This is a genomic window from Brucella tritici (assembly GCF_008932285.1).
Classification (GTDB): domain Bacteria; phylum Pseudomonadota; class Alphaproteobacteria; order Rhizobiales; family Rhizobiaceae; genus Brucella; species Brucella tritici.
This window is the reverse complement of record NZ_WBVY01000007.1, coordinates 126,094-147,879: the sequence shown is the minus strand read 5'-3', so window position 1 is coordinate 147,879 and position 21,786 is coordinate 126,094. Positions and strand designations below refer to the sequence as shown.

The window sequence follows — 21,786 nt, the reverse complement described above, 5'->3', positions numbered from 1 at the left end:
CGCCTACGCCCGCTGCGAAAAACATTACTTTTTTCATCATGTTAGAGCGGCTAAGGGATGGCGAGCCAGCTAAGCTTTAGAATTGATCTAAATCTTTGCTCTTGCAGAAGAATTCTTGTCGAGCCTACACAGGTTCAACGTGATTAATGTTATAGCAGAGGAGAGCCTGTAATGAGACAGATTGATCGAAGACAGTTCCTGAAGGTCAGCGCGCTGACGGCGGCAGCTCTTACTGTTGGTCATGTCGGCATTCAATCGGCAGTGGCATCTGATGGAGCAACGCTCGTTTTGTACAATGGCCAACATAAGCAAACGACAGCGGCGCTCGTTGAAGCCTTCACCAAGGCTACTGGCATCAAAGTCGATGTTCGCAAAGGCAGCAGTAGTCAGCTCGCTAATCAGATCATTGAGGAAGGTGACGTTTCTCCGGCGGATATTTTTTATGCAGAGGAGAGCCCGCCTGTTGTAGCGTTGGCCGAAAAAGGGCTTCTCAGCACGCTGGCGGATGAAACACTCAAGCAGATCCCGGCGAGGTATGTTGCGAAAGATGGTACATGGTTGGGAGCCAGCATGCGTTCCCGCGTTGTTGCCTATAACAAAGAACTGGTGAAGGAGAGCGACTTTCCAGCATCGGTTCTCGATTTCGCAACCGAAGCCTGGAAAGACAAAATAGCTTACGTGCCGACAAGCGGGGCCTTTCAGGAACAGATTATCGCAATTGAGAAGCTGAAAGGCCGGGAAACAGCTTTGAAGTGGCTCAAGGGATTGAAGGCCTATGGTCGTCCTTATAACGGCAACGGGGCCGCAATGAAGGCGGTGGAAGCTGGTGAAATTCCAGCGGCACTTATTAACAACTACTACTGGTTTAATGTCGCCAAAGAAGTTGGTGATGACAAAATGAAGTCAGCGCTGTTCTATTTTGGAGAAAAAGATCCCGGCGCGCTTCTCACAGTATCGGCAGCAGGTATTTTGAAATCGAGTAAGAACCAGGATAACGCTGCGAAGTTCCTCGCCTTCATGGTTAGTGAAGCAGGTCAGGAAGCTATCGCGGGTTCTGTGGCAGAATATCCGGTTCGTGAAGGGGTGAAGTCGCCATACGCTTTGAAACCTTTTGAGGAACTATCCCCTCCAGATGTAACGCCAGCCGATCTGGGGGATGCCGCCGACGCCCTAGTCCTTGAGCGTGAGGCTGGCCTGGCTTGATTGCTAAGTTCAGGAGCGTGAGACGGGGGCAAACGCCCCCGTTGTTGCTTGTCGTTGCGGTTCTGGTTGCATTTCTGCTTTTGTGCTTGCCTTTACTCTATGTTGTGATCCGGTCCTGGCAGGCGGGACCAGCCAATATTATTGCAGAATTGTTTCGCGAACGTATCCTGCTCCTTCTTGTGAACACCCTGCTTCTTGGTTTGGGAGTTACGACAGGAGCTTGTCTTGTCGGAACACTGGCTGCCTGGTGTATAGAACGATGCGACTTACCCGGACGGCATTGGTGGCGTATCGGTGTTAGCCTTCCTCTTGCTGTTCCAGCTTTCGTCGCAAGTTATGCCTGGTCGTCTGTCAACGCTATATTCGAGAGTTTGCCGGGGGCCATCTTTATTCTGACGATCTCTGTTTATCCCCTTGTGTTTTTGCCTGTCAGTGCCAGCCTCCGTGGTATGGATCCCGCTTTGGAGGACGTTTCACGCTCGCTAGGTTATGGATCCTGGCAAACCTTTCTCAAGGTGATTTTACCACAAGCAAAGCCTGCGTTGGGTGCAGGAGCCTTACTTGTACTGACTCATATGTTTGCAGAATTTGGAGCTCTCTCGCTTCTGCGTGTTCAGACATTCACGACCGCAATATTCGCGTCTTATGAGCTGCAATTCGATAATGCGTCAGCAGCCTTACAGTCCGGTGTGCTGCTATTACTCGCGATGCCCGCTGTGTGGGGTGAAATGCGACTGCGTGGACAAATTCGGGTCGCTCGCACAGGTAAGGGAAGTACCCGCAAATTACCCATTCGATCTTTGGGGCCGTTCAGGTTGCCTGCGGTGGCATTTTTCTGCCTGCTTTCCACATTAGCGCTCGGTGTGCCCTTGGTTATGCTTTGCTATTGGCTTGTCGTAGGGCATTCACGGGGAGAGGGAATATCTGAGGTGCTTCCCGCCATCTACGGCTCTTTAAGCTTGTCTATTCCGGGCGCATTTATCATCCTGCTTTTTGCGCTCCCGCTCGTTTTTGCTTCCATACGTTACAAAGGGTGGCTTTCTGATCTGCCTGACCGCTTGCCCTATGTCTTGCATGGTTTGCCAGGTATCGTTATCGCTCTGGCTCTTGTTTTCTTGTCCATACACTTTGTGCGCCCGCTCTATCAGACAGTAATTGTCCTCTTTGCCGCTTACGCAATGCTGTTTTTGCCGCTTGCACAATCAGCTTTGCGTGCTTCGATTGAACTGGTGCCGCCTCGAATGGAAGAACTCGCGCGAGGGTTGGGAAGAGGCCCTTTGGCGGTCTTTTTGTCAATTACTCTGCCAAATATTCTTCCCGGTATCGGTGCCGCGCTAGCGCTCATGGTTCTTGAAGTCATGCGAGAACTGACGGCGACTCTGATGCTGGCTCCAACAGGTACGACGACGCTTGCAACTGAAGTCTGGTCGCACGCAAATGACGGAGAGTACGCTGCAGCGGCCCCATTCGCTGCCCTGCTGGTTTTAGTGTCAGCTTTCCCAGTTTATATGTTTGCGCGTAAAAGTATGGATATCTACGAAGGCCAATGACTAATATTCATCTGTGCTCTGTTACAAAAACTTTTCTCGACAACGTTGTGCTTGAGGGCGTTAGCCTCGATGTCCGCGTTGGAGAAACAATGGCACTGCTTGGGCCATCTGGTTGTGGGAAGACGACGCTCTTGCGTCTTATTGCTGGTTTTGAGCGGCCAGATGAGGGGAATATATCGATTGGTCCCGTCGTAGTGGATTCATCGGACAGATTTGTCCCTGCCGAAAACCGTCATGTCGGTTATGTCCCGCAAGAGGGCTCACTATTCCCACATCTGACGGTTGCGGGAAATATCGGATACGGGGTGAGGAAAGGGACAGAGAGGATCGCAAGAACCAAGGAAATGCTTCATCTGATAGGCCTTGAGGATTCTGCAGATAAGTATCCCCGCCAACTTTCCGGGGGGCAACAACAACGTGTAGCGTTAGCACGAGCGCTCGCTCCCCGGCCGTCACTTATTTTGCTTGATGAGCCCTTCAGTGCGCTGGATATCGAATTGCGTCGTCGTATGAGCGCCGAAGTAATGGATTTACTTCGAAATTTAGGTACGACAACCCTTCTGGTTACACACGACCCAGCTGAGGCTTTTTCAGCGGCTGACCGCGTCGCAGTCATGCAAAGAGGAAGAGTGCTGCAATGCGGAAGTCCTGAAGAAGTGTACTGGAAGCCCGCCAGCCGAGAGGCCGCATTGTTGACAGGGAACGCCATATTCCTGGAAGGGAAAATATGGGGAGATCATGCCGAAACGGTATTGGGCCGTATACCAATCGCCGAAAATACTGTTTCTGATGGGACTGCTGCGACCGTTTTCCTCAGACCTGAACAAATACAAATATCTTCCGATGGAAAAGGAGCTCTTGCTATTGTTCACAGCACCCAATTTCTAGGAAAACATACCGGTTTGACTGTATCTGTGGATGGCTTTCAATTAAATCTGGAGGTTCGTAAGCCAGTTTCCGATCCAACGGTTTTACTGCACGTGGACGGTGTATGCCGTTGCTACTAAAACTCCCAGGATCCGATCAATACCGCGATTTAAAATTCATCTCTAAGGCCACAAAGCACGTATTCTGTTACAATTATCTGGCGAGCCTTATCCCAATAAGGGATTCCAGATTTTGATGTTCAAATCCGAGACGGTTTAATTCTCCAATCCGGCAACACTCTATCTCAACATCAGTTTTGCAGATACGGTTTCAGCAACCTCCCGATGCATCTGGAAAAACCGCTTCCCTGGTCTGGTAACAGGCATTCCATCGTTGTCCGACCTGTCGATGACATCGAGTTCATGATTTCGGATTTTGGTTGCCGTTGCACTGCTTCTGTGGGTTTTCCTGACCTCGATCTGGTTGGACGGCTCCGGTTTACCTTTGATATCGACTGCCTCACTGGCATGGTTGGCCACCACTGGTGGCTGAATGTTGGAACGCTGTGGGATATTCTGGTTCTTAAACATATCCGTGTTATGGGATAAGCTTTTTATCATACCCTGTTTTAGGCAGACGTTGGCACGTTGAACCAAGGCTATGGCATGATCCCAATGTTTTTGAACAGAACTGCGGGAAACAGCGGCCATACGGGCAACCGTCGACTTCGTTAGTTCGACACCGTCTGCTGTCAATTTCTGGATAGAAGTCGTTATCGCATCGACCACGCGGTCTGAATTCTTTTGAGCTGCATACTTACCACCTGCAGCCATACGATCAGTGACCGACTTCATTCCCTGTACGAGATGAAGTGCTGCGCCTTTGTTTCGTCCTGCCTTGTCCAGCTTATCGGGATTCCATTTCGACACAGCATAATTGGCAACACTGGCAATCAGGTATTGAACATTGCCGTCCTTCTTCGATGGCCGATGATCGGATTGGGCAACCGCGCGTTCCAGTTCGATATGTAAACGGTCGCTAATGGCACCCAGTCGGCCTTCAGAACGATTGCGAGCGAATTCGGGATCGCCCGCGAAATGCCAGATGCTCATGATGCTGTAGGCGGCTTTCTGGAGATAATTGAAAAGACCGTTGGACTGCTCGATGTCCATGCCGGACTGCACGGCAGCCGAACGACGGGTCAAGTTTTCACGGTTGTGGCCGAGTTCCAAATATTCAGCGTGCTCACTGAGATCAGGAAAATGGGAGTCCTGTGGGCATACCGTAAACCACTCTGGTGAGAGCGGGTTCTTAACCTGTTGAGATGCAGCTGGGGCACCTGCATCAGCTCCGGCGTCCAAAAGGGCATTGCACAAACCGTAATAGACAGAATGAAAGAGATCCACAGGTGCGCGGTTGAATCCGGCTTTTGCTGGTTCGTGCCACACCGCTGACCTGTATGGCAACATCCAGACCGCATGCGGGCGAACGTATTGGCCATTAGGCAGTCGTAGGCCGACAAGAAAATGCGGTTCGCTGGCTATCTTGCCATCGTGTGCCAACTGGCGGAAGAAATCGACGCATTGCTCAAATGAATCCCACACGCGATCTGTGTCGATGCGGATAAATGACAGGAATTTGCGATTTCCTTCTACATATGGCTCGTCGAGGGAGAGAAGTTTGACGCCAATCTTTGCCAGAGCGCCCTTCCCCCAATTGGAGCGGAGATCCTTGCCCTTTGGCACAGCGGCGACGAATAGCTTGGCAGCTTGGGAATTCAATGTCTGAGAGCGGAGGCCCATTTCAGAAACTGGCGCAACCTGGTGACCTGACAGTTCCTTCCAACCACGGCGGTCATATCCGTTTTCGAGACGTTCCTTGATCAGCTCGCGCTGGATACGGGATTGCTCGATGAAATATTCGGCCTCTGGGGAGACCTCACGATTTGAATTCTTGCGACGGGCTTGCTTGCAGGCCTTCGCCAAATTGGAACGGATAATGTCCTCTTGAAAACGCTTCATGAATGTCGCCGGCGACGATGATGGTGTTTTGACGCCGCTGAAACGAGCTTTTTGAAAATTATTATGTGGGGTGTTTTGTTGACGAGATGAACTGGTATGGAAGTTATGATCCGATGCATGGTCGCCATGACGATTTGTCTTCGAGATTTCGAAGCATCTGTTGTTGACGATCTCTAATGTTAAGCTGATCATTGTTCTGTTGCTTGAACCTCCGCCGAGCCCTGCCAGGGGCGATGAAAGCGGGGGTTTTTCCTTTCTGAATCAATAATATGCTGTCGGCGGAGAATAATACAAGCACAAAGACGACTGAATATTATGCCCTTTTGCATTTGTGTTAGATTGAAATTCACAGTCGCTTTTTGTGATGTCGGCGGAATCGTGTATCTTTGATAAAAATGAAATCGAGAACACCTGAATCATGGCGATCCATCAACTGCAGCTGGCATATGAAATAACCGGGAAAACGAGCCATGCTCGCCGTGCAACGTCGCATAAGATCGTCGAAAAGGTCGCCTTTCCTATTCAGGAAGTCAGCGACATCGATACCCTTGATGGCCTGACGATCACCATCGGTGGCTACTCCGAGACATTAAAGTTTTACGATGGTCGCTTCTGGATACGCGACAAATTAGATGGCCCAGCAGCTGGTATGCTGCGCGCTCAGGCAGGTGTCATCGAAGATATGCGCTTGGCAACCGCATTGGTGAAATACCATAGCACTTTCGAGATCTTCCATTACCGGGACCCAGAGATATTCGCCGACGATTTCAAGTCAATTTCAGTCGATGAGCTAAAAGACGTAAACGATGCGGGCAGAGCTACAGCGTTGGAGCGACTTGAAAAGGCAGCTGAAGCCGATCTAATCGACATTGATGGCGAGCTATATGTTGCCATGGGAGAACCTGTTTATTGCCTGCGACTGCTGCCAGATACACTGCAGGTGCTCGTAAGCTTTCAGAAATCGAATGAAGTAGCAGCCTCAAGCACCCCAACCATTCGGATTCCAATTGATGATATGACGACATCAAACAGGGACTCACTGGATGCCCTGATAGCCATTTGGAAAGCAGAAACAGGCAGAGCGGTGACGCAGGTTGCTGAAGCAGGCCTTCGGTTTGATTTCACGCCGCAGCTCGATTATTCGGTAGATCGTCAAATAGAAGCAATCGCATTCGAGGTAGTCAACCGGACGTCAGGGATCGTGGAATGGCCGAAGTCCCAGATTATTCAATGGGCTGAACTTCGAGACGTTTTGACGGCTTTTCGCAACCATCTGGCTGATATCGATGCATTGACGACAAGCTTGTCACATTACGCATCCTCGCAGACCCCGGAGACCCGTGCTTATATCCGAATGCTGCAGGACGTCTTGGAAAATGCACCTATCGCTATCGAAGTGATGACTGATTGATACCAATTGCGCCAATTAAAATATTTGGTATAGTAATTCTACCGGTTGAGGACGCTTACAGCCCTACCCCCCTCTATATGTAACATTCTCAGCCAGTATTAATATCTCCACCATGAAAAAGACCTGCCCAAACGTCAATTTGAGCAGGCCTTTTTCATTTTTGATATCGATTTTAGCTATTCTTTTTCTTTGTTTGCGCAACTGGTGTTTCCCCAGGCTTGCGACCCAGACCCATGTTCTTGGCCATTGCAGACCGCTTCGCTGAATAATTTTTTGTGACCATCGGATAATCGCGCGGCAATCCCCATTTCGTGCGGTATTCATCCGGCGTCAGATTGTACACCGTCTTCAAATGCCGCTTCATGGATTGAAATTTCTTCCCGTCTTCGAGACAGATAATATGGTCGTCGAATACTGACTTCTTAGGATTCACAGCTGGTTTTTGAGACTCGCCTTCAACGACTACTTCTACAGGACCATTTTGCAACTCATTGAGCTTTCCATGAACCAGACTAATCAGGGATGGCAGTTCAGAATGCTGGATAGAATTGTTCGACACGTACGAGGATACAATATCGGTCGTCAGTTCTAGTAATGCGATAGTCGTCGGATCAGTCATGGTATATTGGCCTTATTAGTCGGTAATCTGAATATGGCCATATGGACGCGAAAATAATAGTAAAATTTAATTGCGCAGTCCCTTATCGACCCCTTTCTTGTTTCCAAATTCCTCCTTTAAACATCCGGAAACAATCGACAAGGGACATCACAGACGGCCTGATTATAAAGCCGTCAATGGCTGAATTAGGCGGCAGCGCGGTGGAGCTTCTCCACCGCTTTTTCTGCTAGAATATATGCCAGCGCATGCTCATCCAGTGCCTGGAGATCATTGTCCAGATCAACCTCGGCTTCCAGCCAGTTGAGGTAGCGGTCGCGGACTGAAATAACTGCATAATCATTATCGCCTCCACGGACTACCCACAGGTCCAACTTCGGCATCAGATTCAGCCTCGCAGTCAGCTCCGTTGGAAGGTCGAGTTCGTAGATTTCCAGAGATCCGGTAGCCTTCCTGCGATTATTCAAGCGCCATACCTCATGACCAACGGCTGCCTGTAAGAGATTGAGGATATCAGTATGGTATGGGCTGTCTTCGCGCTCATCTGCGATATAGGCTTTTACCTTATCCGCGAGGACATCATTGATCGTCACATAGGCCGTCTGCAGGCCTCTCGCTCCACTGATAATGCTTGTGAATGCCACGCGTAGGGTGTTTCCCTTAAGCATGAAAGAGACATCATTGAGATACGATCTGCTGTATGCGATGCGGAATTTGTGCTTGAATAAATCGGACATGGTTTTCGGTTCCCTTTATTGTTTGGTTGACTTTAAGGTCGCCCCCTCCCCGAGGCTTCAATTCGAGGAGGGAACTGTTCGCGAGGAATTAGCCCAGACCTCGCCACGAGAAATCTTTATCTCCCATGTTTATAATTATATGTAGCGAGGTGACATATAACAATGGCCAATATGATTACTTATGGAATTTCTGCTTTTTCTTAAGTCGTTCTTAATATGGGATAATTTGGATTACAGGACGCCGAACATTAAACGCCCGTATAACCAAGCGGTGTTCACAAATTGCGTTCCAATGGCGATATCAGAGATTAAGGCTACAACCGGAATTCCAACGGCCAATTTCAGCCAACCAATTGATATTCTTGGCCGACGAGGCTTTGGTTTGTAGCCGACAGATTTTAAAAACTCGGCCTTCGACATGCGAACGCATCGCCTGCAAATGGCCACGGCTTCGTCGGCTGACAATTGGAAGAATTCGCGCTTATGATTGAGGCGATATCGATCCAAGGCCTCGTGTAGCAGCCGCTCTGTCCAATTCGGATACTTGGTGCGGATAGAGGATTCCAGTTTAAATGGCAACGCGACACCGGATGCTGAATTTAGCTCTCTAACGCGGTCTGTTGGATGTCGTGTTGTTCGGCCGATTTTTACAAGTCCTGGCATTGCCGGATTCGATAGGACGTAAATGTAGCCCTCCTGTTTCTCACTCATGACAATCTCCTTTGCTCATGAGTATGAGGCTGGCACTTGCACGTTCAAAACGCCGACAGAATTATTGGAAGGAGGCAAGGCAAGCTTCTGAAAATGGGAGCGATTAGAGTTCGATCTCTGGTTTGATGACCTTCAATGCCAACAATGGGTTTTCTAAAATACCTGCATAGCTGCCGAAATGACGCTTTACGTCGTCGTGCGTCAGATCGATGCGCTGCTCGCCCGAACTGTCATGCCAGATGATTGATGCATCCATCGCATCGTCGAACATGTAGATACCCACTTCACCATTCGCGACAACGCCTGTTGCCAGTTGGCCTGGCTGGGTGAGCTTTAGGAAGATGTCGTTACCGAGACGGCTCACTTTGGAAACATGTGAATTCGTAGCCGTATTCAATTCTGGCAGCTGTAAGGGTGTGGCTTCGGTTTCGGATTTGACTTCCGTGATGATAACCCGCCCGCGCATATCGTATTCATTTTTGATCATAGTGTTTCCTTTAAATTGTTTGATTTCATTTTGAGCATGCCGCTCTCAATCCTCGCAGCCGTTTCCAACTGGAGGATGAAGCGGGGCATGGATCACGCCGCCGTATTCAATCCTGGATAGCCGGACTCCGATGCGATTAGCGGAAGGATAACCATTCTGTAGTCGGCAATAAACATATCCATGATTTGCCGCCCCTCGTCTTCCATTTTGGCAATGCGCAGGCCTTTTTCCTTATCCTTCCACTGAACCGTGATGCTGTCGTCGTCAAAATCCAACGTGACATTGATCGAATGCGAGGTATCAATGCGGTAGTGCTCAAGGTATTCGGAAAAGAAATCAAAAACATCACGCTTTGACTCTTTATTGCTGGCAACGGTTACAACGACAGTTACGGCTTCGGTCTTTTTCATAAATAATACTCCTGATTGGTTGTTTACGGTTTCGAGTGATATCACTCCCCATCCCCACTCTTCTGACTTGAAGGCCAGAGGTGGGGATGAAATGGGACATCATCAGTCGCCTAGGCGGACACCCCATTTCCATGTGGCAGCTTCTTCAGCTACACGGATCGAATAGAAGCGTTCTTCATTGGCAAAGATCGGGTCGTGCTGGCCTTTCATATGAACAACGGTGGGGCACCAAGCGACAACATCCTTGATTTCACCGTCTTCAGTGCGGACATACATTTCCGTTGAACGGATTTCATGAGAACCACCGACGACCGCCGTGCTGACGTCAGCACGCAGGTACTTATCGGACGGCTTCTTGGATGGCACCATCAGGACATCACCCTGGCGGATACTGGCATCGAGCTGCTTGTCTGTGACCTTCCACATCCAACGCTGAGCAGCGCGAACTGCGGCCTTTGGATCAGATGGGTTCTTGCGGATAGCTGCGTGGATTGCGTGCGGCGATACCGGATGACGGAAGAATTCATTGGTGATTTCATTCTGACCGACGAGCACGTAATCCTTATGGATGTTCGCGAAACCCTTCGCATAGCGCTTGTAAAAATGACGGATCTGAATAATGGCAACGCCTTGTTCAGCATCGTAACCATAGAGATCGATATTCAGACTATCGCCGCGCATCTTCTTATCGAACTCAACAAAGGTCTCCGGAAGCACGGATTCGAAAATACTCATGATCTTGGAAGCAGATACCGCTACGCCTTCGGCATCGTAGTAACGACTGATTTCATTGTAATGACCGCGTTCGACCGTGTTCTGTTTGGAAGCTTTGGTTGCGGTGTTATTGTTTTCTACTACTGCTAACATCTCTACGTTCCTTAAAATTGATAATTAAACCCTATGTCCAATCTCTATACTATTAATTATATGTATCGGCGTTACATATAACAACCGTTTTCAACAAATATTTTGCTTATTTATCGAATATTTTATTGACGGCATTTCTTAGTGTTATCGTGGGTTATTTGTTCGAAATTCAAAGTAACCCACATTTATTGGAGAAATATTTTACTTTTCTCCATCTTTCTTGCAATTAATGTCGACTTCCAATTCGACTGACATGCCATGTGCAGCACTCGATCCATCGATCACCGCTTCTAAATCGCTATCGATTACATGAAGCAAATCCACGAAATCCGCCGATAGCAGGAAGCCAGCGAGTTGCTTATTGCGGATGTCGTTGGGTAATGAGATGCGGATAATATCAGGTTCGAAGGCCAGACCGAGCGAATAGACGGCTCTTGCAATGGATACGGATTCCGCTTTCACATCGATATCAACGGCGGAAAACGGATGCCTGCTAGTACCGACCAGGGCATCAGGGTCGTTCATCAGCTGTCTCGCAAGAACTTTCGCATTCCATTCGGTTTTCAGGGGCTTAACGATGTCGTTCATGGTTACGCGTTCCCCGCAACTTCGGCCTTGAAAAGCAAAATCTTTGATAACTCATCGGCCGAAATGGCCAACACAGTCTGCAATAATACGACTTCATCAATGCCTGCTTCTTGATTCAAAAGATCTTTCCAGAAGCCCAGAATGGCCTGCGCTATAATTCGAGGATCGAGCGTCCCATCGCCAGAAATGTAATATTGGCTGCCAGAATGCGTGGTGAAATTGGTTCCGTCGAATTTGCGAATTGGTGACGTAACGCGGATCTTTTCGCCAGCGATCTCGCCTTTTGGGAAGCCCATGCCGTGAACTTCTTTGGTCATCGTATCGAGTATAAAGTGCCAGTTGGATAATGGTGTTGGTGACATGTAAACTCCTTTAAACAATGTCGGTAATAAGCAATAATGCATATAGTATGTCGCAAGCCACAAGCATTTAATTACCTCGACGTGCCCTGTCGTATGCGTATTTCTTCAGCTCTCGAAGTCGCTGGATATCCCCCCTTGCCTCCTGCGGCTGCCACGCACGGATCAGATCTCCATGGCGGTTTAATATGTCATCTGCGTGCCGCAATACCTGCAAATTAACTGCCGCTTTCGGCACCAGTTTGATAATCCTCTCGACAGCCTCATTTTCACGCCCTGCCCCCAGTTCCCATGCAATAAATAGTAGCGCAATCGCCGGAGACCGACACCGACCTGCATGACAATGGACGAGAAGCCTGTGTTCATCTCCTCTCAATAAACAGTCCATATAAAACGTGAGGGCGTCGACCAAGTGCTGCCATGTCACCGACAGTGCTGTGCAGTCGTCAAAATCGATGTCATTAAATCTCAGGGTGAGATGAGGTCTGCCATCATCCACAGTAAGCGACACCGGATTTCTGTCGGCGTTCTCAATGCTTATGACGGCATCGAATTCCGCATGCCTTTCAAGGGCATTCTTCAGTGACATGACCTCCAGTCGGTTCAATCCGGTTTCCATCTTGCCTGCTTTCACTCCCATTACATTCTGATTTCGATTCCAAATCGGTCGGAAACCATTCTCCCTCTCGTTCCAATTTTCAACGGCGAAAAAATTCGCTTGTCTTATGCATGCTTGTCAATCACCATCTGCATATATTGCGGTTTGGCATTCTATGCAAGCGGAATCTTCAGGTCAACCTGTTGGCCGTCACGATTCGAAATCGAGACCGTTCCGTGAGCTGATGATGAGACTGCAAAAAACCGATAAAAGGAGAAAATTGAATGAGTGATTTAATATCGGCGCTTGAGGAGCTTCGTAATGAGGTTCCGGTGCTGAAAATGGCGGAATCAAACAAGTCCCCGACGCGACGTCTGATGGAGAGCGTTGCTCTCTTCAAAGAACTAATTGATCTCAAATTCCGTCCATCGCAGGTCTACGCGAAAGTTAAGGACACCGATGGGTTCAAAGAAATCCGGGACGCCTCAGGCATGACTGACGAGGCCTACAGGCAGCATTTTGCGTCCGTGTATAATGCTTACAAGCGCGACCTCCGCAAAAGGGCCAACAGGTCTGTAAAGGCGAAGCCCGCACCAAAGGTGACGGCTGCCAATGCAACACCAGTCAAGACATCGACATCAGAAAACCAGATGTCCGACACCTCCCCTACCCCGACACCAGTGGCTGTTGAGCTGACACCCGAGGTGCCTGTTGCGGAAGCCAAAACTAAAAAGAAAACCGAATTCGTGGTGCCGACCAAGAGCGGATACCAGGTGCCGCGTCTGGACAACCTGTAATCAATTAAAAGGAGAAAGAAATGAAGTATCTAACACTTATACTGAATGACGGCGGCGGGCTTGGAAAATCCGAACTCGCAAAGCTGCTAGTCGACCTCACGCGTAGTGTTGGAGGTCGATCCGTTGGCGTTTTCGACGGCGATCCCAAAAACCATTCACTGTTAACCGTCTGTGGTGAAAGGGATGCCAATGGCGCACTTCTCGACCCAGAGAAGAATGATCTGCTGACAGGTTGCCGAACCATCGACCTCCGTGATCCGGAGAAGTCGTCTGCAGAGATGATAAAGGCACTCGAAGAAATCCAACCGGACCTCCTGTTGGCTGACGGTGCTGGTGGATCGGCTCAGAACCTGGGTCTGATGATCATGAAGTCCGGCACACCCGAGGAATTCGTCGGTCTGCTGGAAGAGCTTGGCTACACACTTATATTGGCATCCCCTCAAATTCCACAAGACGGTGGCAAAACGATTGAAGCGTTGTCGTCCACGAAGCGTCTCGTCGACCAATATGTCGTGTTCGCCAACGTCCATTTCCACATTGCACTCAATAGATGGAATGGTGACCTCGATGATATCGATCACCGTTTCGATTACTGGTTCAACAGCACCACGAGAAAGACACTTCTCGATGTCGGGAAGCTGTCGGAAACCAAAATCGTCGAATTGCCATCTGAAGTGATGAGCGTGACGTCGGCGGTGCCAGTTCCGTATTCCCGTTTTATCGATCCCGAATTCGCAAGAGTCGCCCAGATTTCCATTCGTCCAAGAATGGCCATCAAAAAGCATCGCGATCTCTTCCGTTCACAGGTCGAAGCCGATCCCGTTTTGAAAAAGGCATATCTCGGCATCGCCTAAGCGGTGTCGGGAAAGGAGACCACGATGAAAAAATGGGAGACGGATGAGCGCATAAAAGAAAGCCTTCGGAAGATAGAAGGCCTCACCGATGACGACATCAAAACACTTTTTGACGTCGCAGACGCAACAGGGATGCCGATTACGGATGAACTGCTGCCATTCTTCGCGACGATGCTGAGCCTTCGTCGTGAGGGTAAAAACACGACTGCGGCGATGAAAGAGCTGCTCGACAGTTTTCAGCAAAACTCTACCATGATGCTGGAGCTCGAACGTGAAGCGAAGTCTAATTTTATCGAGGAGCTCGATGCCAGGTCTAATCAAGAGCTCGACCTCGCAAAGATAAAGCTGGAGGCCATCTCAAAAGAAGTTGTCGGCGAAACTGTAAAAACCTTCAGCGCCGATATTCAGCAAAAGATGGCGACAGCGCTTGATGAAGCTCGGCATCAGGAACGCGACCGTATCGGCATCGAAAAGAAGGCTGTAGATTCCGAAAATTGGCGCAAAGACACGAGACTTCTGGCATCGGTAACAGCGGGCGTCGCTGGCCTGCTACTGCTGTCGAGTGCGGTCTTCTTCTCGGTGGGTTATGTGAATGGAAAGACCAATGCCCAGCTTACGGCTAGCGTGTTGGCCGATTGGGCAAAGTTGCCGAATTCGCAGCAACTGGTAGACGTGCTGAAAAACGCCGATCCGGTAACCATTACGCAGAAATGCGACCGCAATGGTGGCGGCATAGTCGACGATCTGGAGACCTGTCAGATTACTATTGTTAAGGGACGAGACAGCCTGAGGCTGGCATCAGGGACGCCCGTTTTCGATCAGATCGAAGTCTGGTTGAAGACCGCAGATTGGGGGTGGCTTGTAGGCCTATCAGCGATTTCGACATTGTTTATGCGACGTCTGCTGCGATCTGTTTTCCGACATCGCTGGGTGTCTTGGGTCCTCGAATAAATCCATAAAATATTTCGGCAATAACAGGGGTTTTTGGCCTTGTCTCTTGCATGAACTGCAAACAAACTATTCATAACTGTTTATCTACGAGTCTTTAAATGGAGGTGAACATGTACCGTTAAAAAGGAGAAAATTCAATGAAATCAATAGGAAGTCTAAGGCTGTTTTTAATGATGGCCGTGTTATATATGCTCGCCGCCGTAAACCCTGGTTGGGCGGCGTCGGTGAGCCTTGAAACAAAGGCCAACCAATACTTTCAGCATAATTTCTCGGATGACTTCGCAGCTGGGCCTTATTCGCTGGAAAGCGGCACGCTGCCGCCCGGTGTCGTAATGAACCTGAGTGGGATCATCGATAATCCAACTCAGGTTGGCGTTTACATTTTTACCGTTCGAGGATTCGATGAAAACGGAGATGATATGACTGTGACTTACACAGTCACGGTAAAGCCCTTGAACGAGATTGTCGCCCACGATGCTGTTGTTTCGCTTGATGGCAACACTATGGGGCTTTACCCATATGCCTATGATTTCTGGCAACATGTGAACTCTGGAGACATGGCTCCAGATCAAATCGTTATCAAATCCGTATCAGATTCGCGTGCTACAATTAGTCCTGGCTCGGGCATTCGTCCGGTCTATCTTTATCTTCCATTCGCTGTTCGTGGTGATTTAGTTGTCCAATACGCGGCCGTCGACATTCTCAATGGCGTTGAATCCAATATCGCAAGCATCACTTTCACCGTTACTCGCCCTGAATTGGCACTCCGATTCAATGAGTCTTCGCCTCCTACGAGCGGCGATACGGGTTATGGCGTGAGCTTTATTGCTGAAAACGGCGTCGGTCCTTTCATGTATTCGTATTCCGGCAAGATACCTGCCGGGCTTGTATGGGAGGAGGACCATAACGGTTCTGGTACTGAATTCCCAGAAAGCGCAATTTTCACGCTTCGTGGCACGCTGCCGAACAATGGGGTTTACCCGATAACGGTCACCATCACGGATGCTCTTGGACAGTCGAAGTCGATTTCGCACACCATCGATCTGGGAGTCGACGTTCTTCCGACTGTGAGCGATACGACCATTACTATGCCTTATGGTGACTCGGTCAACATTGACCTTTCGACGCTAATCACAGGCGACTTCGACCATATCGTCGTCTATTCAAGTGGTTATGGTTCCACGACTGTTGCAGGCAACAATGTGACTTATACAGGACCACAGAAGAATGACCCATATGCGTCAAATGACTCATTTACGTTCTCTGTTTTCACGAGTACAGGGGCTGAGGTTCAGGCATCGGTATACATTAATTTGGACGCTGCTACAGCTCCTGTTGCAGCCCCATTCACGATTCAGACTTCACGCAGTAAGTCAGTCGAATTCGATCTGAATGATCACATAACAGCAGGCTATTTCGACATAGATCATGCCGTAATAACGACCTGGCCTGGCTCTGGTGTGCTGGATGCCCTCGGTAATGGCCGCTATCGCTACACGCCTGAAACCGGGGTCACTGGAGCTGAAACCATTCAATTGCAGTATGAAGTAAGCGACACATATCAATGGTCAGCTCCCGCCACAATTACGATTGAAATTGCTGCCGAAAAACTTTTTCAGGTTGTTGACGGTTCTCTAAGTGGCAAAGTTGGCCAAGCGTTAGAACACGAAATCGCCATTATTGATGGTGTTGCGCCGTTTACATTCTCGATTCAGTCGCCACTTCCTGCAGGCATCTCAATTTCGGGCGACAAGATCGTAGGCGTGCCAACAGCTGAAGGTTATACGATCTCGACCATTGAGGTTGTCGACGCTGTAAACATGAAAGCAACCGGAACGTTTACATTCACTATCGTCGCAGCGGATTCCGTCTCCCTACCTGCCCTCACCCTGAACGGCAAAGTTGGCGAAAGCTTCAGCCAGTCGTTTGCAGCAACTGGCGGTACGGAACCATACACTTACGAACTGGTTGACGCCTCCGCACTTCCAGACGGTCTCGCTCTTGCAGGTAATGTGATCTCGGGTATTCCAACTGTCGATGGCACCTTCATTTTTGAATTGAAGGCCACCGATGCAAATTCGGCAACAGGAATTCAGAGCTATACACTCACTGTAGTGCCAGCGGATGCCGTTGTTGAAGCTCCGAAGGCTGAAAATGGATCACTCGATCTCGACTATGGTCAGTCGGCCACCGTCGATCTGGCTCAGTTGATTACGGGTGATGTCGACACGATAGCCATTGTTTCGCAGCCATCCAAGGGCTCCACCAAACTCGAAGGCAACACGGTAACTTACGTGCCAAATGAAGGCGCAACGGGTTCTGACAACTTCAGCTTCCTAGTTTCCAATGCTGGCGGATCGGCGACTGCAAACATCGCTATTTCCATCAAGGAACCAACCGGTGAAGCACCGATTGCGAAAAACCACTTCATCCGCCTTCAGCCATTACAGGCTGGCGATGTCAATTTGACCGAAGGTGCGGTGTCGAAAGACCCGATCACCAGAGTGCACATCCTGACATCGATTTCGGATGAAATTGGCAACACCAATCTTACTGATACGCATCTCGGATTCCAACCGAATAAGGCATTCGCAGGAAACGCTGTGGTCAGCTACCAGCTTGAAAACAAGTGGGGTCGTTCGGCCATTGCGACGGCAACGTTTGTTGTAGCTGAACGCCCTGATCCATCTAAGGACGCCGAAGTGGCAGCACTGCTGAAGGCTCAGGTTGATGCAGCAATCCGTCTTGCTGACGATCAGGTCGACAATATCACTCGTCGTCTTGAACAGATCCGTGCGGAAGCCCCTGGTGCCCGCTCGAATTCCTTTGATTGGCAGCTCGGTGTCGATTCAAAAGACAGCGCTCGCTACGATCATGACGGCAATGATATCAGCGCGCAAAACAGTCTGAATGCACGTGGTTCATTCGAGTCTTCAAATCCTCTTGCAGTCTGGACGACGGGTTATGTCCGATTGGGTGAGAGTAGTGAACTGGGCAGCATAGACATGAAGTCGACTGCGGTAGGTGGAACGGCTGGAGTCGATTATCGTTTCTCAGACGCCTTCGTTGGTGGTATTGCTATCGGTTTCGGTCGTGAGATGTCGGAAATCGGCTCTAACGGCACCGAAAATGAAGCCAAGGCGATTTCAGGCGCACTCTATGGCACCTGGCACAATCGCAATGGTGCCTTTGTTGATGGCATCATCGGCTTCTCCCACTTGACCATGGATAGCACGCGTTATGTGACGTCTACTGGTGAACTGGCATACGGCTCCCGTGATGGTACCACCGTCTTCGGATCGATCATCGGCGGGTATCGCTTTGAGACGGATAAGGGTCTCAAGATTGAGCCTTACGCAGGCTTCCGTGGTGTTGTTGGAAAGCTGAACGGCTTTACGGAACACGGTAACGACTGGACAAATCTGGCATACGGCACCACTGACATTCGTTCCCTCAAAGCTGTTGCTGGCATTCGACTGGAAAAGCAGTATGAGACGGATGATTTCCTGATCACTCCAAATGCCAAAGTCGAATACCGCCATGAACTTGCAAGTGGAACTAACACCGCTCTCGGATATGCTGACCTCGGTACCATGGCATATTCGGTGATGACCGATCCAGGCGAAACCAGCAGCGTTGTAGCTTCCGTTGGCGTTCGCGTGAAACCAAAGTCATCCAGCCTCTCGGTAGAGGCATCCGCGCAGGCCAGCATGAGTGGATCCCGCAAGCCAACGATGACCTATGCGGTTCGCGCCAATTGGGAAATCTGCGGCATCGGCTTCAAAAAGACCGACTGCATGACCCGTGAGCAGAAGTTGACCTTCTTCAAAGGTGAGCTGTCAAAGGCAGAAAAGAAGAAAGACGCGAAGAAAATCGCCGAATTCAAAAAGCTGCTGGCAAAGGCGGAATCCGATCTGCGTGAATGGAACGCACTTTCGGCAAAGCTGACTCCGGTGCCTGACATGAACACCCAATTCGTAGACACGATATCGGGCAAGGGAAAACGCAAGCGTTAACTTTCCAGCATCGACATCCAAATGGGGGCGGCTTCGGTCGCCCCTTTTATTTTCTGGCGGCCGAATTTTCTCAGTTTGTGCTATGCAACCACCTCTCCAACAATGATGGCATCCGGCAAAAAACTGCCGTCATTAAAAGGAGAAATTTATGTTCACGAAAATTACAATGGTCGCGGCAAGCGCGCTATTCGCGACCGCATCTTTTGCATCTGCAAGCACCTCACCTGACGGTTTCGACGGCAAGGGCCAGGTTGGCATCCAGTCTGATGAATTCAGGAATGCCGCTGCCAACTCTTATAAGATCAAGCATTGCGCCGACAGTGTAGACGCAAAAGCTCTAAAGGCAGAAATCGAAGCTGATATTCTTGATGCCTCCGCGAAAACTGGAATTGAGGCTGGCAAGCTTTTGGTGCTGGTTGATGCCCGTGCCAAAAACATTGATGCCAGTTTTACAAAGGCCGGAGCCGATGTTTCTTGGGTTTGCGATACCACCAGTGTCGATGAATTTAGAAGCTTCAGCACCTTCACCTGGTCGCAGATACCTGCCGATGCGGCATCGAAATAAGGAGGGTGAATATGAAAAACACAATTTTATCCGCCCTCGCCTCAGCAGCAATTCTGGCATCGCCACTGACCGTATCGGCAGCGCCTGTTGATCTGTTGGCAGGCCATGAGGACTATTCGAGAGTCGTCGGTGGTATGCTAGAGGTCAAGGTATGCGATGATAAATCGGCTTATCAAGATCTTCGTGTGGCCGCCCATTCATCCGCCAGAAAGCTGAACATGAGCATTGGCGAAATCATGTATTTTGCCCATCAGGAATCCGAGAAGATCGAGCACACAAAAGGCGGCGCTTATCAGCATGCCAATCTTTATAGCGCCCTCTGCGACCTGAAAAGACCATCCATCGCTGTCTCACCAATCCCCACCGATTTCAAATCGACACTTAAAGCCAAGATTGCCGATGCGGCTCTCAGGGACATCGCAATTGAGACCATTGCCCTGCGCATGGAATCCAGAAACTGCGATCTGACAGATGACGAATTGGAAATCGCAGATCAGGCTGTTGTTGACCGCCAGGTTCGACTGAGGGCCATCGCATTTGATGACGAATTTCTGAGTATCGGAGCTTGGTCGATGGCAGACCGTGCCGAGATTTTCAGCAAGCGTTTTGGGTCAAAGTCGGCCTGCGATGTCATCAAGGAATTGATTGCGAATGAGCGTACTAGTGAAGGCGGTGGTGAGTGATGATGTTTAAGAAAACAGTCTTAGCCGCCGGACTTCTCGCCTTATTGGCATCCAGTGCCTATGCCGAGCAAAAATTCTATTTCCGCTATGTTGCGGGAGGTAAAACTATCAATGTCTCCCAACCTGAGCTCCCCGTTGAACCCGAGATACCGCAGCCCGAGAAAAAGGGGGGACTCAATATAAGCAACGGCTACCTTTCGCATTCTGATTACAATGGAAATGGTATAATCGACGCTGGCGACCACGTTTCTGTGCAGTGGACGCTAAGAAATACAGGCATGGGTGAGATCAGAGGTATTGCAACGGCAGCGATATTTAATATCGAAGATCGCGCTTTGGGTTACATAAGTTGGAGCGGGGCATCAACTTCGCTTTCTTGCGCAAACAACCTTGCCCCGGGTGCAAGTATGACCTGCTCGACGTCCATGGTAGTCACAGATGGAATACTGCCGTCTAACCGATCTTACGCCTGTTTTACGGCTCAGTTCAGCATGTCTATGCCCGAAAATGTCGATGAAATAACGGGCAATAGCACGATTCAGGAAGCCATTCCGCTCGGATCTGAGTTGTTGCTTGAATTGACAGGAACGCCCAGCGTGGCGGGATCGCCTCAATATCTGTTTTCTGAATCTGCAATTGGCATATCATTCCAATTACAGGCGGACAGCCGTGAACCATTTTTAGATTATGCCGTCAAAGTAAAAATCCCGGAGTTGGATGATGAAATTAACGCCAACTGCTTCTATATGAACATCCCCAATAATTTCACTGCAATGTGCAACGCTACATTGCCTATCAACTTTTTACATAAGGAAACAATATACGAAGGTCTACCTGACAATTACCAACTCTCATATGAGATAATCCAAACAAAAATGGCTGGTTTCCCAACCAATAAAACAATTGCTGAAGGCGCTCTTATTGAAGGTCCGCTGCGTTATGGCTCGAAGCATCCCGTATTTTCGTCATTTTCAGTCACTGCACCTACCACGTTGGACGGTGATTTTGAAATCAGTGCAGTGATAAGAAATAACTCATCTGACTACTTGCGCGGCTGGGAATTCGATATTGATATTGGGCTGGATGTGAAGCTAAAGAATATTTGTCCCGATAATGTCAATTTCACACCAAATCAAACGGTAACATGCTCGATGTCGATGAAGCTGACACAGGCACAACAAAATACAATCAAGAGTTTCTTTAATTCGGGCAACTCGACTACGCTCAATTACTCTGTAATGCTGGGTAAAGAGAACGGTAGCGAGTCTGGTGTAACAACTGGCCCATACGGTAATTTTGAAATCAGTTGGTAATAGACTACGACCTCATCAAACACAAATCAGCCTCCTTATGGGAGGCTTTTTTATTGCATCCAATATCCGTATCCCGACCACTAATATTTATTATTTCAATATCTCAATTTTCTGAACTTGATCTGAACGTCGACCATCCAAGCTTGTTCTCGTGCGCTACAGACTAGCGCCCCTTTGGTGGC

Annotated in this window: 21 protein-coding genes; 11 read left to right on the top strand and 10 right to left on the bottom strand. The window is 49.3% G+C overall.

What is annotated here, in order from left to right; translation table 11 throughout:
• The first annotated feature begins 171 nt into the window (after window positions 1-171).
• Genes F9K94_RS21800 through F9K94_RS21790 form a run of 3 tightly spaced genes read left to right on the top strand, consistent with a single transcriptional unit; the run spans window position 172 to window position 3,760 of the window.
• Window positions 172-1,203, top strand: a complete 1,032-nt coding sequence (locus F9K94_RS21800) for an iron ABC transporter substrate-binding protein (RefSeq protein ID WP_151648506.1) — start codon at window positions 172-174, stop codon at window positions 1,201-1,203.
• A gap of 41 nt (window positions 1,204-1,244) precedes the next feature.
• Window positions 1,245-2,753 (top strand): ABC transporter permease, encoded by a 1,509-nt coding sequence (locus F9K94_RS21795; protein ID WP_235920667.1) that lies wholly within the window; start codon window positions 1,245-1,247, stop codon window positions 2,751-2,753.
• Complete coding sequence (locus F9K94_RS21790; protein ID WP_151648502.1) at window positions 2,750-3,760, top strand: ABC transporter ATP-binding protein; 1,011 nt, start codon at window positions 2,750-2,752, stop codon at window positions 3,758-3,760. The genes F9K94_RS21795 and F9K94_RS21790 overlap by 4 nt, the downstream gene beginning before the upstream one ends.
• Before the next feature lie 159 nt (window positions 3,761-3,919).
• On the opposite strand, the gene F9K94_RS21785 is transcribed toward F9K94_RS21790, so the two are convergent.
• On the bottom strand, window positions 3,920-5,833 hold the full coding sequence (locus tag F9K94_RS21785) for a hypothetical protein (protein WP_151648500.1): 1,914 nt from the start codon (window positions 5,831-5,833) through the stop codon (window positions 3,920-3,922).
• Between the two features lie 226 nt (window positions 5,834-6,059).
• Here F9K94_RS21785 and F9K94_RS21780 point away from each other — a divergent pair, with 226 nt between their 5' ends.
• Complete coding sequence (locus tag F9K94_RS21780) at window positions 6,060-7,052, top strand: hypothetical protein (protein WP_151648498.1); 993 nt, start codon at window positions 6,060-6,062, stop codon at window positions 7,050-7,052.
• Between the two features lie 172 nt (window positions 7,053-7,224).
• Here the strand turns inward: F9K94_RS21780 and F9K94_RS21775 are convergent, their stop codons facing one another.
• The 9 genes from F9K94_RS21775 to F9K94_RS21735 all read right to left on the bottom strand — a co-directional run bounded on the left by F9K94_RS21775 (window position 7,225) and on the right by F9K94_RS21735 (window position 12,467).
• Window positions 7,225-7,671, bottom strand: a complete 447-nt coding sequence (locus F9K94_RS21775) for a MucR family transcriptional regulator (protein ID WP_151648496.1) — start codon at window positions 7,669-7,671, stop codon at window positions 7,225-7,227.
• A 185-nt stretch (window positions 7,672-7,856) separates the two neighbouring features.
• Entirely contained in the window at window positions 7,857-8,405 is a 549-nt protein-coding gene (locus F9K94_RS21770) for a hypothetical protein (protein ID WP_151648494.1), read from the bottom strand.
• A gap of 231 nt (window positions 8,406-8,636) precedes the next feature.
• Window positions 8,637-9,116 (bottom strand): GIY-YIG nuclease family protein, encoded by a 480-nt coding sequence (locus F9K94_RS21765; protein ID WP_151648492.1) that lies wholly within the window; start codon window positions 9,114-9,116, stop codon window positions 8,637-8,639.
• 103 nt (window positions 9,117-9,219) lie between these two features.
• Window positions 9,220-9,603: a hypothetical protein gene (locus F9K94_RS21760; protein WP_151648490.1), complete on the bottom strand. Its 384-nt coding sequence runs from the start codon at window positions 9,601-9,603 to the stop codon at window positions 9,220-9,222.
• 92 nt (window positions 9,604-9,695) lie between these two features.
• A complete protein-coding gene (locus F9K94_RS21755) occupies window positions 9,696-10,013 on the bottom strand; it encodes a hypothetical protein (RefSeq protein WP_151648488.1) in 318 nt (105 codons plus the stop codon).
• 102 nt (window positions 10,014-10,115) lie between these two features.
• Entirely contained in the window at window positions 10,116-10,880 is a 765-nt protein-coding gene (locus tag F9K94_RS21750) for a hypothetical protein (protein WP_151648486.1), read from the bottom strand.
• 201 nt (window positions 10,881-11,081) lie between these two features.
• Window positions 11,082-11,468, bottom strand: coding sequence for a hypothetical protein (locus tag F9K94_RS21745; RefSeq protein WP_151648484.1), 387 nt, complete (start codon window positions 11,466-11,468; stop codon window positions 11,082-11,084).
• 2 nt (window positions 11,469-11,470) lie between these two features.
• The gene (locus F9K94_RS21740) at window positions 11,471-11,830 is read right to left on the bottom strand and encodes a hypothetical protein (protein WP_151648482.1); all 360 of its coding nucleotides are present in this window, start codon (window positions 11,828-11,830) and stop codon (window positions 11,471-11,473) included.
• 67 nt (window positions 11,831-11,897) lie between these two features.
• Complete coding sequence (locus tag F9K94_RS21735) at window positions 11,898-12,467, bottom strand: dual specificity protein phosphatase family protein (RefSeq protein WP_151648480.1); 570 nt, start codon at window positions 12,465-12,467, stop codon at window positions 11,898-11,900.
• Window positions 12,468-12,709: 242 nt separating this feature from the next.
• Between F9K94_RS21735 and F9K94_RS21730 the strand changes: the two genes are divergently transcribed.
• The 7 genes from F9K94_RS21730 (at window position 12,710) to F9K94_RS21700 (ending at window position 21,604) form a co-directional block, all read left to right on the top strand.
• Entirely contained in the window at window positions 12,710-13,222 is a 513-nt protein-coding gene (locus F9K94_RS21730; RefSeq protein ID WP_151648478.1) for a hypothetical protein, read from the top strand.
• Window positions 13,223-13,242: 20 nt separating this feature from the next.
• Complete coding sequence (locus F9K94_RS21725) at window positions 13,243-14,076, top strand: hypothetical protein (RefSeq protein WP_151648476.1); 834 nt, start codon at window positions 13,243-13,245, stop codon at window positions 14,074-14,076.
• Between the two features lie 24 nt (window positions 14,077-14,100).
• On the top strand, window positions 14,101-15,027 hold the full coding sequence (locus tag F9K94_RS21720; protein ID WP_151648474.1) for a hypothetical protein: 927 nt from the start codon (window positions 14,101-14,103) through the stop codon (window positions 15,025-15,027).
• Window positions 15,028-15,164: 137 nt separating this feature from the next.
• Entirely contained in the window at window positions 15,165-19,043 is a 3,879-nt protein-coding gene (locus tag F9K94_RS21715; protein ID WP_151648472.1) for an autotransporter domain-containing protein, read from the top strand.
• A 166-nt stretch (window positions 19,044-19,209) separates the two neighbouring features.
• On the top strand, window positions 19,210-19,608 hold the full coding sequence (locus tag F9K94_RS21710) for a hypothetical protein (RefSeq protein WP_151648470.1): 399 nt from the start codon (window positions 19,210-19,212) through the stop codon (window positions 19,606-19,608).
• Window positions 19,609-19,619: 11 nt separating this feature from the next.
• Window positions 19,620-20,291, top strand: a complete 672-nt coding sequence (locus tag F9K94_RS21705; protein WP_151648468.1) for a hypothetical protein — start codon at window positions 19,620-19,622, stop codon at window positions 20,289-20,291.
• Window positions 20,288-21,604, top strand: coding sequence for a hypothetical protein (locus F9K94_RS21700; protein ID WP_151648466.1), 1,317 nt, complete (start codon window positions 20,288-20,290; stop codon window positions 21,602-21,604). Before F9K94_RS21705 ends, F9K94_RS21700 begins: the two co-directional genes overlap by 4 nt.
• Window positions 21,605-21,786: the final 182 nt, after the last annotated feature.

Coding starts and splice junctions, on each gene's coding strand:
- F9K94_RS21800 (WP_151648506.1), top strand. CDS start 172: ATGAGACAGATTGATCGAAGACAGTTCCTGAAGGTCAGCGCGCTGACG.
- F9K94_RS21790 (WP_151648502.1), top strand. CDS start 2,750: ATGACTAATATTCATCTGTGCTCTGTTACAAAAACTTTTCTCGACAAC.
- F9K94_RS21785 (WP_151648500.1), bottom strand. CDS start 5,833: ATGATCAGCTTAACATTAGAGATCGTCAACAACAGATGCTTCGAAATC.
- F9K94_RS21780 (WP_151648498.1), top strand. CDS start 6,060: ATGGCGATCCATCAACTGCAGCTGGCATATGAAATAACCGGGAAAACG.
- F9K94_RS21775 (WP_151648496.1), bottom strand. CDS start 7,671: ATGACTGATCCGACGACTATCGCATTACTAGAACTGACGACCGATATT.
- F9K94_RS21770 (WP_151648494.1), bottom strand. CDS start 8,405: ATGTCCGATTTATTCAAGCACAAATTCCGCATCGCATACAGCAGATCG.
- F9K94_RS21765 (WP_151648492.1), bottom strand. CDS start 9,116: ATGAGTGAGAAACAGGAGGGCTACATTTACGTCCTATCGAATCCGGCA.
- F9K94_RS21760 (WP_151648490.1), bottom strand. CDS start 9,603: ATGATCAAAAATGAATACGATATGCGCGGGCGGGTTATCATCACGGAA.
- F9K94_RS21755 (WP_151648488.1), bottom strand. CDS start 10,013: ATGAAAAAGACCGAAGCCGTAACTGTCGTTGTAACCGTTGCCAGCAAT.
- F9K94_RS21750 (WP_151648486.1), bottom strand. CDS start 10,880: ATGTTAGCAGTAGTAGAAAACAATAACACCGCAACCAAAGCTTCCAAA.
- F9K94_RS21745 (WP_151648484.1), bottom strand. CDS start 11,468: ATGAACGACATCGTTAAGCCCCTGAAAACCGAATGGAATGCGAAAGTT.
- F9K94_RS21740 (WP_151648482.1), bottom strand. CDS start 11,830: ATGTCACCAACACCATTATCCAACTGGCACTTTATACTCGATACGATG.
- F9K94_RS21735 (WP_151648480.1), bottom strand. CDS start 12,467: ATGGGAGTGAAAGCAGGCAAGATGGAAACCGGATTGAACCGACTGGAG.
- F9K94_RS21730 (WP_151648478.1), top strand. CDS start 12,710: ATGAGTGATTTAATATCGGCGCTTGAGGAGCTTCGTAATGAGGTTCCG.
- F9K94_RS21725 (WP_151648476.1), top strand. CDS start 13,243: ATGAAGTATCTAACACTTATACTGAATGACGGCGGCGGGCTTGGAAAA.
- F9K94_RS21720 (WP_151648474.1), top strand. CDS start 14,101: ATGAAAAAATGGGAGACGGATGAGCGCATAAAAGAAAGCCTTCGGAAG.
- F9K94_RS21715 (WP_151648472.1), top strand. CDS start 15,165: ATGAAATCAATAGGAAGTCTAAGGCTGTTTTTAATGATGGCCGTGTTA.
- F9K94_RS21710 (WP_151648470.1), top strand. CDS start 19,210: ATGGTCGCGGCAAGCGCGCTATTCGCGACCGCATCTTTTGCATCTGCA.
- F9K94_RS21705 (WP_151648468.1), top strand. CDS start 19,620: ATGAAAAACACAATTTTATCCGCCCTCGCCTCAGCAGCAATTCTGGCA.